The organism is Xanthomonas sp. CFBP 7698 (genome assembly GCF_003600855.1).
In the GTDB taxonomy this organism is placed as follows: Bacteria; Pseudomonadota; Gammaproteobacteria; order Xanthomonadales; family Xanthomonadaceae; genus Xanthomonas; species Xanthomonas cannabis.
This window is the reverse complement of sequence record NZ_PRDN01000002.1, coordinates 80,205-94,283: the sequence shown is the minus strand read 5'-3', so window position 1 is coordinate 94,283 and position 14,079 is coordinate 80,205. Positions and strand designations below refer to the sequence as shown.

Here is a 14,079-nt window from a genome sequence, read left to right as displayed (position 1 = left end):
TACGCGGCCACGTCCTCTCTCACGTTTCAGAGTCTGCGCACCATGAATCAACACGACGAAATCTATCTGATCGACCTGTGGCGCATCCTCCGGCGCGAATGGCGCTGGGCGCTGGCTGCGTTGGTGCTGGTGCTTGGCCTGGCTTTCGTTTTCCTGCGCGTGGCCACCCCGCAATGGGAAGCCACTGCATGGATCCAGGTGGGCGAGATCGGCCCGACCCCGGCGGGCCGCGACCCCAAGGTGGAGCCGTTCCAGAGGGTGATCGACCGCATGAAGACGCGGCTGTTTCAGGATGCGGTGCTGCGCCAGGCCGGCGTGCCGCTCAAGAGCCGCGCCGCGCAGGTGTACCGCGGCAGCCTCAAGCCGGACCCGGACCCGTACGCCAACCTGATCGGCATCACCGTCCGTGCCGGATCGGCGCAGCAGGCGCGCACCCTGGCCATGGCAACCGTGACAGTCCTCCAGACCTTGCACGGCGACACCAACACCGCCGCGCTCGCGCTGGCACGTACCCGCCTGCAGGGACTGAGCGAAGACCTGCGTGTTGCCACGCTCACCCGCGTGCAGCTGCAGCAGCAGCTGCACGCGGGGCAGGGGGGGGCCGGTGCGACACCTGCGCAGGTGCTGGCCGGGGTGCTGTTGACCGAGAACACCACTGCCATTCGCGCGATCAAGGCCGAGCGCGACGATCTGATCGCGCGGCTGACCGCACGGTATACCTACCAGACCTCGCTGGCGTGGCCGCTGTACGTGCCAGAACAGCGGGCGTTCCCGAATGCCGTCATGGTCTGGGCAGTCGCCCTGCTGGGCGGTGCCGGGCTGGGCACGGTGGCGGCGGTGCTGCGCAATGCGTGGCGTCGCCACCGCATGGCAGGCGTCACCGCGGCCGGCTGAGTGTTGGGCATCCACGCTCTGCAACGCGTCGCAGCGCAGACCGATCGCAGCATTGCCAGCTCCAGGTCTTGTGCGCCGAGCGCGTAAGCGCATCCCCGTTCGGTCCTTGGTCACAGCACGCGGGCGTTGCCCCCGGCACGGCGGGTAGCTGGCAGGCGGTGCGACTGCAACCAAACCGGCAGCCGGACGCACTCACGGGTCTATCAAGCGATGCCGCGCTGGCGGCACTGCGTCCGGAGAGTGCCGTGGAATCAGCAGGACAGGTGTGGGAGGCGATGCATGTCGTTGGTCAATGAGCATGCTGCGCGCGGCGGCACGGTCGCGCCGGAACAGTTGCTGGAAACGCAGCGTGCATTCGACAGCGTCGCCCCCGACTATGACGGTCCGCGCGGCAACAATGCGCTGATCCAGCGCATGCGCACCACCTTGTGGGACACGGTCGCTGCCGAGTTGCCGCAAGGCGCGCGGCTGGTGGACCTGGGCTGCGGTACCGGTCTGGATGCCGGCGAGTTCGCCCGGCGCGGCTATCGCGTGCTGGCCACCGACTGGTCGCCGGCCATGGTCGAGCGCACCCGCCAGCGTGCGGCCACCCAGGGCCTGGAAGAACGCCTGGCGGCCGCGCACGTCGGCATCCAGCAGCTGGATCAGTTGCAGGGCACCTTCGATGGCATGTACTCCAACTTCGGCCCGCTCAACTGCGCACCGGACCTGCCGGCGGTAGCCGCCCAGTGCGCACGTCTGTTGCGGGCCGATGGCTGCCTGGTGTTTTCGGTGATCGGGCGGATCTGCCCGTGGGAAATCGGCCATTACGCCTTGCGTGCGCGCTTCAGGCGCGCGGCGGTGCGTGCGGCAACGGGCGCCACGGCGGTAGGCATGAACGGGCACACCATCTGGACCTGGTACCACCTGCCGCGCGAGTTCTATCGCGCGTTCGAACCACACTTCGTACTGGAGCGCTATCGTGCGCTGAGCTTGTTTCTGCCACCGCCCTATCTGGTGGATGTCTGCCAGCGGCACCCGCGCCTGGCCGAGCGACTGGGGCGGCTGGACGACCGGTTCGGCGGCCTGCCGCTGCTGCGCGACATGGGCGATCACTTCCTCATCGTGATGCGCAAGCGCTGAGTGGAGACGCCGATGTCCATGGCCGACGTCTGTCTGCAGGGTGCGCGCTCGATCACGCTGGCCGGCCCGTCGCGCGCGGCGCTGAACCTGCGCGCAGGCCGCTTCGGCGGCACCGTGGGCACCGCGACCCTGCGCCTGGATCTGTCCGGCCATGTGCTGGCACCGGGGCTGGTCAATGCGCACGAGCATCTGCAGGTGAACTGCGTGCCGCCGCTGCCGCAGCGTGCGCCTTTCCCCAACAGCTACGCCTGGATCGAAGCATTTCAGGCGCATTTCCAGCATCCGGCCGTCGCTGCGGCGCTGCGCGTGCCCAAGGCGGTACGGCTGCGCCACGGCGGGCTGAAGAACCTGCTGGCCGGCGTCACCTGCGTGGCCCAGCACGACCCCTGGCACGCCACCCTGGATGAGGCGGATTTCCCGGTCGGCGTGCTCAACGAATTCGGCTGGAGTTACGCACTCGGCTGGACCGGCTATGGCCCGCCGGTGCAAGCCAGTTTCGCCGCCACGCCCTCCACGCATCCGTGGATGATCCATCTGGCAGAAGGCACCGATGCGGTGGCACGGGCGGAGCTGGACGACCTGGACCGCCTCGGTTGCCTGGCTGCCAACACGGTGTTGATCCACGGCGTGGGCCTGGGCGAGCAGGCGATCGAACGGGTGATCGCGCGCGGTGCGGCGGTGGTGTGGTGCCCGTCGAGCAATCTGGCGTTGCTGGGTCGCACGCTCGACCCCTGGCGGCTGTGCATGGCCGGGCGGCTGGCGCTGGGCAGCGACTCGCGCGTCAGCGGCGCGCGCGATCTGCTCGAAGAACTGCGCATCGCCGCCGACAGCGGGCTGGCGCCCGACCTGCTGCTGGGCCTGGTCACAGACCGGTCCGCGCGCATCCTGCGCATGCCAAGGCGCGGGCGCATCGCTCCGGGCGCCGCTGCGGATCTGGTGATCGTGCGCGACCGCGGCGGCGAGCCCGCCGACAGCGTCATCGGTTGTCAACGCAGCGAGCTGCGTGCGGTGATCCGCAACGGCAAGCCGCGCATTGCGGACCCGGATTTTGCGCCGTGGTTCGCGGCAGCCGGTGTTCCGGCCGTGCCGGTGGTGCTGGATGGCCGGCCCAAGCTGCTGGATGCGGCGCTCGCCGATCCCGCCGTGCTGGCGCTGGAGCCTGGTCTGCACCGTGTGCAGCCGCTCGCACCTGCGAGCACCAGGGCAATGGGCGCAGTGAGCGCGATGGGAGTGGCGTCGTGAATGCCGTTCCGGTGCTCGAACCCGCTGCCGCATACGCGCTGTGGGCACAGGCGTATCCGCCGCATGCGCATAATCCGGTGATGCTGGCCGAAGAACGCGCCATGCTGGGCCTGATGCCGGCCAGCCTGCAGGGCCAGCACGTGCTGGACGCCGGCTGTGGCAGCGGCCGTTACATGCAGCACGCATTGCGCCGCGGCGCGCGGCATGTGACCGGTGTCGACCTGTCGCCGCAGATGTTGCAGCGCGCCGGTACCGAACTGGCACAGCAGTGGCCGCCCGCGCGCGTCAGCCTGCAGCAGGGCAGCCTGGACCAGTTGCCGTTGGCCGATGCGGTGGCCGACCTCAGTGTCTGCGGCCTGGTGGTGGGCCACCTGCAGCGCCTGTGGCCGGCGCTGGAAGAACTGCATCGGGTAACCCGTCCCGATGGCCTGGTGATGTGCAGTGACGTGCATCCGATCGGCCATGCACTGGGGTGGCGTCGTGATTTCAAGGCCGATGGCCGGCACTACGCCGTGCGCCACACCCAGCATCTGTACAGTCACTGGCATGCGGCCTGCGCCGCGTTGGGCTTTGCGATCGAAGCGGTGGCCGAGCCGATGCTGGACCCGGCCGACATTCCTGCCGGCGCAAACTTCGACCGCACCGCGTTGCAGGTACCGGTGGCGCTGGTGCTGCGCCTGCGTCGCGTCGCGTGACCGGTGCGGTTGCAGTGGCCGTGTACGGCCGCACGCTGAGTGGCCAGACCAGGCTGCACTGCGGCCACGTCGTCTCTTGCGCGGCTGCGGGTTGCGGCCGCACGCATCATTCGACACGGGCGATCTGCGCGTCATGAGCCTGCACGTGGCCCAGCTCAATCTGGTTCCTACCCCGCACGGTCTGAGCGCGGCGCAGGTGTTCGCGCAATGGCCGTCGCTGGCCGACATTGCCGAGGCCGTTGCCAGTGCCGGCGTGCGGGTCACGGTGATCCAGGCCTCGGCGCTGGATCAGCACATCGTCCAGTGCGGCATCGACTATCGCTTCGCGCCACTTGGCCCGCGGGGCAGCGCCGCACGGGCGCGCACGCTATGCGCGCTGCTACGCGAGATCGACGCCGACGTGATCCACGTGCACGGGCTGGAATTTGCCGGCGATGCACGGCGGCTGGCGCGCAGGCTGCCGCACGTGCCACTGCTGCTGCAGGACCACGCCAATCGTCCGCCGCGTTGGTGGAGCAGGCTGCTGTGGCGCGCGCGCTACAGCGCCGCTGCCGGGATTGCGTTCACCTCGCTGCAGCTGGCGCAGCCATTCTTGCGCGCGCGCCTGTTTCGCCCGCAGACGCAGCTGGTTGCCATTCCCGAATCCAGCAGCCGCTTTACTCCCGGCGATCGCCTGCTGGCACGCGAACAGACCCGGCTGCAGGGCGACCCCTGCGTGCTCTGGGTCGGCCATTTGAGCGCTGCCAAGGACCCGTTATGCGTGCTCGACGCGGTGGCCATGGCCGCGCGCATGCTGCCTGGCCTGCGGCTGTATTGCGTCTTCGATCAGGCGCCGTTGATGGACCAGGTCCGCCAGCGCCTGCGCGACGACCCGCGGCTGGCGCGCTGCGTGCAGTTGTTGGGCAAGGTCGATCATGCACAGGTGCAGGACTTGCTGCGGGCCAGCGACCTGTTCGTCTCGGCCAGCCATACGGAGAGCTGCGGCTACGCCGCGCTGGAGGCCTACGCCTGCGGAACGCTGCCGTTGCTGACCGACATTCCCGCATTCCGCGCGCTCAGCGATGCCGGCAGCATGGGCGAACTGTGGCCGGTGGGCGATGCCAATGCGCTGTCGGAGCTGTTGTTGCGCGTGTCGCGGCAGCGGCCCGCCCGTGCGCAGGTGCGGGCGCATTTCGATGCGCGGCTGTCGTTTGCCGCAGTCGGGCAGCGCTGGGCGCAGGCGTACGCCAGCCTGCTCAAACCTCTGCGCGGGAGCGCGGCATGAAACTGGCGCTGGTGGTGCCCGGTGGGGTGGACCGCAGCGGCGAGGTGCGGGTGATCCCGGTGTTCCTGACCCTCATCGACTGGCTGGCGCGCAATCACCAGGTGCATGTATTCGTGCTGCACCAGGAGCCCTTGCCGGATACCTGGATGCTGCGCGGTGCCACGGTGCACAACATCGGCGCGCGGCGCACGCGCCTGCGTGCGGTCGCAGCCATCGTGGCGGAGCATCGTCGCGCCCCGTTCGATGTGATCCAGGCGGTTTTTTCCGGCTACTGCAGCCTCATCGCGGTGGCGGCGGCGCGCCTGTTGCGGCGTCCCAGCGCGGTGCACATCGCCGGTGGCGAGCTGGTGGCGCTGCACGCTATCGGCTACGGCGGCCGCCGCAAATGGCGCGGCCGCCTGCGCGAGGCGGTGATCCTGCGGCTGGCCGATCGGGTCACTGCGGCCAGCGAACCCATCATCGCCTCGCTGCAGGCACTGGGCATCGCTGCCACGCGCGTGCCGCTGGGTGTGGATCTGCGTGCCTGGCCGGTGGCGCCACCGCGTGTCCGCCAGGGTGCGGTCGCGCGCCTGCTGCACGTCGCCAGCCTCAACCCGGTCAAGGACCAGCGCACCCTGCTGCAGGCGATGGCCGCGCTCAAGCGCGCCGGGGTCGCCTTTACGCTGGACATGGTTGGTGTGGACACCCTGGATGGCGCCATGCAGCGCCTGGTGCAGGCGTTGGGCCTGCAGGATCAGGTGCGCTTTCTGGGCTTCAAGACCCAGCGCGAGCTGCGCCCGATCATGCTGGCGGCCGATCTGTTGCTGCTGTCCTCGTTGCACGAAGCCGGGCCCATGGTGCTGCTGGAAGCGGCCGTGGCCGGTGTGCCGACGGTCGGCACGGCGGTCGGCCATCTGGTCGAATGGGCGCCGGTTTCGGCACTGGCGGTGCCGCCCGGCGATTGGGCCGGAATGGCCGAGGCGGTCCGGCAGGTGCTCGGCGATGACCAATTGCGCCTGCGCCTGGCCTGGGCGGCGCAGTGCCGCGCAGTGCGCGAAGATGCCGCGTTCACCACCCGCCTGTTCGAGCAGCTCTATCGGCAGGTATGCGACGCACGGCCGTTGTCTTGATGGGTCGGGTATAGCGCGGAAGGGCGGTCGGCGTCGAGGCGTGCCCAGCCTGCGGCGCAGCTGCGGAGTGCACCGTGCACCTGGCCGACGGGCCATCGCGCCCGATGCGGCCGTGGCGCAGCGCGTGGCAGCCGGCACGCGGCGGCAATGGGCCGACCAGCGCGCACAACGCCGCGCTGCTGAGCTGCACCTTCAGCCGCTGCAGACGTCGCGCGGCATGGCACACACGCAATCGCTTTGCTGCTACGCCGGCTGCAGATAGCCCTCCAGCGCCGCACGCACCACATACAGCATGTCGGTGCGGGGCACCGGCCGGGTCAGTCGCGTCATCAGACGGCGTGCCTGGGTGTGGCGCACCCATGGCTGGTCCTGCAGCCACAACTGGGTCAGCAGCATGTCCGCGCGCTCCTTGCGGCTCTCGGCCGAGGGCACCACGCGCTCGCGCAGATACTGCCGCGCTTCGTGCAGGGAGCCGGACCATTCGATCCCCGGCAGGGCGGACAACCACAGGTTGGAGCACGACGCGGTGGTCAGGGTCTGTCGCGCGGCGCGTCTGCGCAGCAGTCGCGGGCATTCCGCATGCAGGCGGGCCATCACCGCAGGCGGCACCACCGTGCGGTAGTAGCGTTGCAGCAACAACAACGGCGGCAATGCCCACCAGGGCGACACCGCCGGGTCTTCCCACAGTTCCTGCCAATCGCGCGGCCCCATGCGGGTGGCCAGCAACGCAAGATCGTGCAGATGCATCAGGCGGATGCTGCGATGGCAGATGCCGCCAGCGGCATGCAGCAGCAGGTGGCTCATCAGCGCGCCAGTCGACGGATACGGGTTCAGGCCCGGCTGCGCATGCTCCAGCCAGATGCGTGCGGTGATGTCCACGCCGCGCACCGGCAGGCGCTCCTGGATACGCGTATGCAGCTCGATGTTGATCGGGGCATCGCGATGCTCGCCCAGTCCGGCCACCGCATTGCCGCGGATGGGTTTGAACACCTGGTGCTTCCACTGTTCGAACGAGGCGGTGTAGCCCAGCTCGCACAGCACCGCTGCAACCGCGGGTGCGGCGTCCGGCGCCACCAGTAGATCGATATCGGCCATCGGGCGATCGCCGGGCAGGTACACCCCCAACCGGTGCAAGGCGGTGCCCTTCAATCCCACCAGGGCAATGCCGGCACTGCGGGCGGCGCTGTCGATACGGGCCAGCAGCACGGCAATGCGCCGGTGGCGGTCTTCGACATGGCGGCGTTGCTCGGTGAGAAAGGCCGTCCATTGCGCGTCCTGCCACAACGAGCGGCGCTGCAGCAGCGGGGAGACGCCGTGTGCCGCCGCCGCGGCCGCCGCCAGTTGCCACTGCAGCCGGTCCCACTGCGGCGCGCTGTCGCCCGGCTGTGCCAGTTCGTGCGCCAACTGCTCGGTGGCGGTGTGCAAGCCGTGTTTGATGGTACGGAGCGAAGGCTGCATGCGGGCGTGGTCCGGAAGGTCGAAGGGAGGTGTCGCGACGCGTCGTTGTCTGAAACGCGTCGCGGGGGTGGTGCGGTCAAGCGGCTCGCAGGGTGCCGCGATGAAGGTGGCTACATGGCGTGCACAGCGAACTCGCGCCACGGATCTGCTCAGCCCACCAGCACGGTGGCCAACGCCCGTGGTTGTCGCGCGGCCAGCGTGGCAAGCGGTTCGGTCCGGTGGCGATGTTCAACGGCGATCAGCGCAGACCAGCGTGCTTCCAGCGCCTCGGCCGCGCGTGCAAATGCGTCGGCGGCCATGCCGGCGCGTGCCTGTTGCAGATCGACCTGGGTGTGCAGCAGGTCGCGCACGCTGCGATAGAACTCCGAGTCGTACGCACCATGGAACATCATCGCCAGATCGTCGCTGTCCTGCCAATGCGTCTTGCCGCCCAGCTGGTTTTTGACCTCTTCGTAGAACTTGGTGCCGGGCAGGGGATAAGACACGCTGACGCCGATGATGTCGGGGTTGGCCTGCGTCACCAGCGCACGGGTGGCCAGGATGTCGTCGAGGTCTTCGCCCAGATATCCCAACTGGATGAAAAATCCCACGCGGATGCCCTGTGCTCCCAGGCGTTGGCGCGCCGCGATCACCTCGGCGACCTGCGTGCCCTTGGTCATCCGGTCCAGCACGCGTTGGCTGCCACTTTCTGCGCCGATCCAGGCTTCCGCGCATCCGGCCCGCGCCAGTGCCGCAGCCATGCGTTCGCTGGCCAGGTCGGCGCGGGTCTGGATGGTGAACGGGATGGCGCCATCGGCCTCGGTCAGGCGTTGCGCAAAGGTTTCCACCCAGTCGATGTGGAAGCCGAAAATATCGTCGGCCATCCACAGGTGGTCGGGCTGGAAGCTGCGTTTGAGATGGATCATCTCGGCGGCCACGTCCTCGGCGCCGCGGCGTTTGTAATGGTTGCCCCAGATCGGCTTGGCGCACCAGTTGCAGCGGAACGGGCAACCGCGCGAGGCCGCCATGTTCAGGCTGAAATAGCCATGGCGCTGCTGCCAGAACTGCCGATAGCGCGGCATGTCGACCAGGTCCCAGGCGGGCAGGCCACTCAGGCGCGCGTCCGGCGGCTGGGCACCCGGATGCGCGCGCACCACGGCAGGATCGCGGGTGGCGATGCACGCAACGCCGGCCAGCCACTTGCTCGTGGCGATCTGCGGGTCGGCTTCGAGGCGTTCGATCAGTTCGATCAGTGGCGCGATGCCTTCGCCAATCAGCACTGCGTGCGCGCCGGCAGCCAGAAAGACATCCGGGTTGTCGGACGCATCGGAGCCCGCCACCAGCACGCGGCAGCCGGCTGCATGCGCCTGCCCGATCATGCGGCAGGCTGCCTCGCGCATCCGGCTCAGGCACATCTTGGTGAGAAAGTTGAAGTTGTCCTCGTAGAACACCACCAGCTGCGGTTGCGCGTCCTGCAGCGCACCGGCGTACTCCTCGACATCGTCGGCCAGCATGGCATCGAACAGGCTCAACGCATGGCCACGTTCGCGCAGCAGCGCGGCAATCTGCAGCGTCGCCAAGGGCGGGTACGGTTTGCCGCGCTCCCATTGCTTGGGGTCGTAACGCAGGAAATACGAATGACTGACCTGGATCTTTAGCATCTGCACAAGGCTCTCGTTCTGTCGCCAGGTGGCGCGCAGCGGCGGCGTGCGCAGGCACCGGCATTCGGCTCGGCAGTAGGTGCGCATGCAGGCGTCTTTGGTTGCGCTGTCGCGCTGCCAGCGGCGGGACGGCGGCGCGGCGATGCATCACCCGTGTCGATGCAACCTTCGTGTAGCGAATCGGCACCCACCGGCTGATCGATGCAATGGATGGACAGGCATGCCGCAGTCGGCTGCATTGGCGCAACACATGCCGCCGGGCGAGCACGCACCCCTGGCCACGCCGGGCGTGCTGGCCGCCGATCCGTTTGGCGAGCAGCGGCCGCGTCGTTTCAGCGTGCAGCGGCAGATTCTCGGTGCGCTGTTCCACTTCAGCAGCGACAGTCACGCGCTGCTGGCGCTGGTCGATGCCGCGTATGCCGGGTTGCCGGCGCATCACCTGCCCGGCGCGCCGCAGTTCCACATCAGCCTGGATCTGCTGCCGCGCGTATCGCACGGCCGTGTTGCCGTGCCGCCGCCGGTGCGCACGCACGCCGTCGGCGGGCTGGTGTGCGGGGTCATGGATGCCTGCAACTATCTGATGCTCTCGGTGCCCGAGCGCCGCGCGATGCTGGTGGTTTCCGAGGACATGCTGGCGCACGCCTATCACGTGCGTTACGAGCTGATCGAGTTCGCCGTGTTCCTGCTGGCCGCGCGTGGCATGGGGCTGGTGCCGTTGCATGGGGCCTGCGTCGGCCGTCGTGGGCGCAGCGTGCTGTTGTTGGGCGCCAGCGGCGCGGGGAAATCCACGCTCGCCTTGCATTGCCTGCTGCATGGACTGGAGTTTGTTGCCGAAGACGGCGTGTTCGTGGCGCCGGACAGCCTGCTGACCACCGGCGTGGCCAACTTTCTGCATCTGCGGCCCGAGGCGCTTGCGCTGGTCGATGCGCGCACGCGCGCCTGGATCAGTGCCTCGCCCACCATTGTCCGTCGCAGCGGCGTGGAGAAGTTCGAAGTGGATATCCGTCATGGCCAGGCCACGCTGGCGCCCACGCCCTTGCAGCTGTGTGCGGTGGTGATGCTCTCCCCGCTATCGGCCGGCACGTCCGCGCCGGGCCTGGTTCCGGTGCCCACCGCACAGATCGCCGAGTGCCTGGCACGCGACCAGCCCTATGCGGCCGGGCAGCCGGGGTGGCAACGGTTTGTGGCTCAGGTGCAGCGTATCGGCATGTCGACCCTGCGTCGTGGCGCCCGGCCGCAGGCCTCGCTGGAGGCGGTGCTGCAGGTGTTGCGATGAACCCACCGCCGCAATGGCCGTGCGCAGACTGCGCGCCGCCCGCCCCGGCATGTCGCAGTGCTGTGGACGCGGCGCAGCACTGCGTTGCGCGCTGCTGATGCATAAGGCCATCGCTCGCCATGACGTGGTGGCCGTGCTGCGCCGCTTCGCCGGCACGCTGGTGCCGGCAGATGTGCCATCGATGATCATGTACGTGGCATTGTCGCTGGCGGCCGCCTGCGTCGGCAGCATCGTGGCGGTGTGTCTGGTTCCGCTGGTCCAGCCCGGTCATGGCGTGCAGCTGGCCGGCTATCGACTCACCGTGCCGGGTGGTTTGCCGATGCAGGCCGGCCTGTTTGTGGTGGTGAGCCTGGTGTTCGCCGCGTTGCGCTGGCAGGGTGCCCGGCTGGCGGCGCGGTTGACCAGTCGTTATGCGCTGGGCCTGCGCCGACGTGTGCATACCGCCCTGATCGATGCGCCGCTGCCCGCGCTGGCGGGTACCAGCTCCGCCGAAATCGCCAACGTGCTGACCTATAACATCGAGATCGCAACGCAGGGCTTCAGTGCCGTGCTGCAGTTGCTGGTGGCCGGCATTACGGCCGCCGTGAGCCTGTGCATTGCGGTGTTGATCGCACCATCGTTGCTGCTTGCCACGCCGCTGCTGGCATTGCTTGCGTGGCTGGGTCTGCGCCTTTCCAGCAGCGCGGCGCAGGCGCGCATCAGCCGCGACTACGTGGCCGACATGACTCGGTTGTTCTGGTTGAGCGAGGACTTTCCGCGGCGTCTGCGCCACGTGCGCTCGTTCCAGCGCGAGGACGTGGAAACCGGGCATTACGAGCGCATCTCTGCGCGCCTGGGCCAGGGCTATGCACAACAGCAGGCACTGGTGGCCAGCAGCCGACTGGTGCTCGAAGTCACGGCAGTGGCCGCCATCGCCGGCATTCTGGTGCTGGCCAATCTATGGCAAGGCGGCGTGCGTGCCGCGCTGATCACGGTCAGTCTGCTGCTGGGGCGGCTGCTGCCTTATCTGGTCACCACGCGGCAAAGCGTGCAGCAACTGCGCTCTGCCTGGCCGGCCCTGCAACTGTGGCAGCGCCATGTGGATCTGGGCGCCGCGCGTGCCCCGGCTTCTGCCGTCGCCGCCTGTTCGCTACCCGCCGCGCTGCAGATCGAGCGCATTGCGCTGGCGCCGCCGCTGGCCCGGCTGGAGATCGCTGCGTTGGTGCTGGTGCCGGGTGAAATGACCCTGGTCGTGGGCCCGTCCGGCATCGGCAAGAGCAGCCTGATGGACGTGCTGTCCGGGCAGACGTCACCGCAGCTGTTCGATGCGCACATGGGCGGGCGTCGGCTGGATTTTGCCGCCTACCGGCAGCTGGTCCGGCATGGCGCCTACCTCGGGCAGGGCGTGCGGCCGTGGCAGCGCAGCGTGCGCGATTGCCTGGACTGGGCGCTGCCGGGTGTGCCGGAGGCGCGCATGTGGGACGCGTTGAGCGACGTCGGTTTGCGCGCACGCCTGCAGCGCAAGGGGCAGGGGCTTGAGACCGTCATCCATGGGCAAGCCAGCCGTCTGTCCGGGGGCGAGGTACAGCGGTTGTTATTGGCGCAGGTGTTGCTGCGTCAGCCCGCCCTGGCGGTGCTGGATGAAGCCACCAGCGCGCTGGATGCAGATGCCGAGCACCAGGTGCTGTGCATGCTGCGGCAGCGTCTGCCGCAGACCGCGCTGGTCGTGGTCTCGCACCGCACCAGCCTGGCCGCGGTGGCCGACCGCACGGTGGCCTTGGGCGCCGCGCCTGACGCGCAGGCGCGGGGCAGGGCGGCGCTCGCCACCACGCGCGGCGCATGATGCGCGCAGCGCCACTGCGCACCCGCTAACCGGCGATGTCTTCCAGCGCACGATTGCGCGTGCGCGGGCCGAACACGGCGATCACGCTCGCCACGATCGACATGCTGATCACGATGAAGCCCAGCACGCCGTCGCTGCCGACCCGGCTCAGCAACCAGCCGATCAATACGCTGCTGCACGCGGTGGACAGGCGACTGAACGAATAGCAGAAGCCCACCGCACGCGCGCGCAATGTGGTGGGGAACAGCTCGGCCTGGTACCCGTGATAGGCAAAACTCATCCAGGCATTGCAGAACGCGATCATGGCGCCGCACAGCACCATGCCGATGGCCTGCTGCTGCAGCGAGAACGCCACCCCGAACACCACCGCGCCCAGCGCCGATGCGGTGATCTGCCACTTGTTTTCCCAGCGCTGCGCAACGCGCAGCAACAGCAGCGGCGCCAGCGGGTAGGCCAGCGAGATCGCAAACGAATATCCCAGGCTCTTGCTCACCCCGTTGCCCTGGGCGGCAATCAGCGCCGGCAGCCAGTTGCCGAAGCCGAAGAAGCCAATGGCCTGAAAAACATGGAACACCACCAGCATGCCGATGCGGCCGCGATACGGCGCGCGCCACAACTGCGAGACCTCTGCCCGGCCGGTTGGCCGTGCAGCGGCCGCCTGCGGTGCTGGCAACGGCGCGCCGAGATCGCGCATGCAGCGGGCTTCCAGTTGCGCCAGCACTGCGTCCGCTTCGGCGTGGCGGCCCTGCGCGGCCAGCCAGCGCGCCGATTCCGGCAGGCGGCTGCGCAACCACCAGATCGCCAACGCAAACACGCCGCTCAGCAGCACTACCCAGCGCCAGCCGCTGACGCCCAGCGGCGCGTGCGGCACCAGCAGCCAGGCGGCCAGCGCGACGGCGGGCACCGCCAGAAACTGCACGAAGAACGCGAATGCGAACGCTGCGCTGCGCATGTGCCGCGGCACCAGCTCTGACAGGTAGGTATCGATGGTGACCAGCTCGATGCCCAGCCCGATGCCAACCAGAAGGCGCAGCACGATCATGCCGGTGGCGGTGTCTTGCAGCCCCATCGCCACTGTCGCGGCGGTGTACCAGACCAGCGCAAAGGTGAATACCGGACGGCGCCCGAAGCGATCGGCAAACGGGCTCAGCAGCGCAGCACCGACAAACAGGCCCAGGAAGGTCGCCGCCGCGAACGCGGCCTGATCGGACATGCCGAACGCGCCGTCGGCACCGCTGGCAAAGATACCGTCGGCGATCAGCCCGGGGCTGATGTAGGCGGTCTGGAACAGGTCGTACAGCTCGAAGAAGCCGCCCAGCGCCAGCAGGCCAACCAGCCGCCACAGGGTGGCGCTGGCCGGCAAGCGATCGATCCTCGCTGCGATCTGCGCAGAAGGCGAGGGCGGTACAAGGGCAGGCGCGGCAATCGGAGACATGTGCAGCCAGTCGTAGACGGAGCGGCGCCATCATAGGCAGTGCCCAGATCCCACAGCGGCCCCGCTTCGCGGCGCAGTCAAGGCGTTCGCCTGCAAGCAAGATGGCGCTGGGCATACGAACA

General features: G+C 68.8%; 10 protein-coding genes and 1 pseudogene. 8 read left to right on the top strand and 3 right to left on the bottom strand.

The window, feature by feature from the left end; genetic code table 11:
• Window positions 1-42: 42 nt before the first annotated feature.
• The 6 genes from XnspCFBP7698_RS08180 to XnspCFBP7698_RS08155 all read left to right on the top strand — a co-directional run bounded on the left by XnspCFBP7698_RS08180 (window position 43) and on the right by XnspCFBP7698_RS08155 (window position 6,326).
• Complete coding sequence (locus XnspCFBP7698_RS08180; RefSeq protein WP_104580107.1) at window positions 43-894, top strand: Wzz/FepE/Etk N-terminal domain-containing protein; 852 nt, start codon at window positions 43-45, stop codon at window positions 892-894.
• Window positions 895-1,173: 279 nt separating this feature from the next.
• Complete coding sequence (locus XnspCFBP7698_RS08175) at window positions 1,174-2,016, top strand: class I SAM-dependent methyltransferase (RefSeq protein WP_104580108.1); 843 nt, start codon at window positions 1,174-1,176, stop codon at window positions 2,014-2,016.
• Between the two features lie 12 nt (window positions 2,017-2,028).
• Window positions 2,029-3,258 (top strand): amidohydrolase family protein, encoded by a 1,230-nt coding sequence (locus XnspCFBP7698_RS08170; protein WP_184385224.1) that lies wholly within the window; start codon window positions 2,029-2,031, stop codon window positions 3,256-3,258.
• A complete protein-coding gene (locus XnspCFBP7698_RS08165) occupies window positions 3,255-3,953 on the top strand; it encodes a class I SAM-dependent methyltransferase (protein ID WP_104580110.1) in 699 nt (232 codons plus the stop codon). The genes XnspCFBP7698_RS08170 and XnspCFBP7698_RS08165 overlap by 4 nt, the downstream gene beginning before the upstream one ends.
• Window positions 3,954-4,086: 133 nt before the next feature.
• The gene (locus tag XnspCFBP7698_RS08160) at window positions 4,087-5,217 is read left to right on the top strand and encodes a glycosyltransferase family 4 protein (protein ID WP_104580174.1); all 1,131 of its coding nucleotides are present in this window, start codon (window positions 4,087-4,089) and stop codon (window positions 5,215-5,217) included.
• Window positions 5,214-6,326 (top strand): glycosyltransferase family 4 protein, encoded by a 1,113-nt coding sequence (locus XnspCFBP7698_RS08155; protein ID WP_104580111.1) that lies wholly within the window; start codon window positions 5,214-5,216, stop codon window positions 6,324-6,326. Before XnspCFBP7698_RS08160 ends, XnspCFBP7698_RS08155 begins: the two co-directional genes overlap by 4 nt.
• A gap of 243 nt (window positions 6,327-6,569) precedes the next feature.
• Here XnspCFBP7698_RS08155 and XnspCFBP7698_RS08150 read toward each other — a convergent pair whose 3' ends face one another.
• Both XnspCFBP7698_RS08150 and XnspCFBP7698_RS08145 read right to left on the bottom strand, forming a co-directional pair.
• On the bottom strand, window positions 6,570-7,784 hold the full coding sequence (locus XnspCFBP7698_RS08150; RefSeq protein WP_104580112.1) for a nucleotidyltransferase family protein: 1,215 nt from the start codon (window positions 7,782-7,784) through the stop codon (window positions 6,570-6,572).
• Between the two features lie 149 nt (window positions 7,785-7,933).
• Window positions 7,934-9,488: pseudogene (locus XnspCFBP7698_RS08145) on the bottom strand (radical SAM protein).
• Between the two features lie 156 nt (window positions 9,489-9,644).
• On the opposite strand from XnspCFBP7698_RS08145, the gene XnspCFBP7698_RS08140 reads away from it, so the two are divergent.
• Both XnspCFBP7698_RS08140 and XnspCFBP7698_RS08135 read left to right on the top strand, forming a co-directional pair.
• Window positions 9,645-10,700 (top strand): serine kinase, encoded by a 1,056-nt coding sequence (locus XnspCFBP7698_RS08140; protein WP_104580114.1) that lies wholly within the window; start codon window positions 9,645-9,647, stop codon window positions 10,698-10,700.
• 97 nt (window positions 10,701-10,797) lie between these two features.
• Window positions 10,798-12,522 (top strand): ABC transporter ATP-binding protein, encoded by a 1,725-nt coding sequence (locus tag XnspCFBP7698_RS08135; protein ID WP_146093208.1) that lies wholly within the window; start codon window positions 10,798-10,800, stop codon window positions 12,520-12,522.
• A gap of 25 nt (window positions 12,523-12,547) precedes the next feature.
• Here XnspCFBP7698_RS08135 and XnspCFBP7698_RS08130 read toward each other — a convergent pair whose 3' ends face one another.
• Complete coding sequence (locus tag XnspCFBP7698_RS08130; RefSeq protein WP_047697581.1) at window positions 12,548-13,957, bottom strand: MFS transporter; 1,410 nt, start codon at window positions 13,955-13,957, stop codon at window positions 12,548-12,550.
• Window positions 13,958-14,079: the final 122 nt, after the last annotated feature.

What these genes read in the sequence shown, in the direction of transcription:
- XnspCFBP7698_RS08175 (WP_104580108.1), top strand. Translation starts at nt 1,174, where the DNA reads ATGTCGTTGGTCAATGAGCATGCTGCGCGCGGCGGCACGGTCGCGCCG.
- XnspCFBP7698_RS08150 (WP_104580112.1), bottom strand. Translation starts at nt 7,784, where the DNA reads ATGCAGCCTTCGCTCCGTACCATCAAACACGGCTTGCACACCGCCACC.
- XnspCFBP7698_RS08135 (WP_146093208.1), top strand. Translation starts at nt 10,798, where the DNA reads ATGCATAAGGCCATCGCTCGCCATGACGTGGTGGCCGTGCTGCGCCGC.
- XnspCFBP7698_RS08170 (WP_184385224.1), top strand. Translation starts at nt 2,029, where the DNA reads ATGTCCATGGCCGACGTCTGTCTGCAGGGTGCGCGCTCGATCACGCTG.
- XnspCFBP7698_RS08155 (WP_104580111.1), top strand. Translation starts at nt 5,214, where the DNA reads ATGAAACTGGCGCTGGTGGTGCCCGGTGGGGTGGACCGCAGCGGCGAG.
- XnspCFBP7698_RS08180 (WP_104580107.1), top strand. Translation starts at nt 43, where the DNA reads ATGAATCAACACGACGAAATCTATCTGATCGACCTGTGGCGCATCCTC.
- XnspCFBP7698_RS08160 (WP_104580174.1), top strand. Translation starts at nt 4,087, where the DNA reads ATGAGCCTGCACGTGGCCCAGCTCAATCTGGTTCCTACCCCGCACGGT.
- XnspCFBP7698_RS08140 (WP_104580114.1), top strand. Translation starts at nt 9,645, where the DNA reads ATGCCGCAGTCGGCTGCATTGGCGCAACACATGCCGCCGGGCGAGCAC.
- XnspCFBP7698_RS08130 (WP_047697581.1), bottom strand. Translation starts at nt 13,957, where the DNA reads ATGTCTCCGATTGCCGCGCCTGCCCTTGTACCGCCCTCGCCTTCTGCG.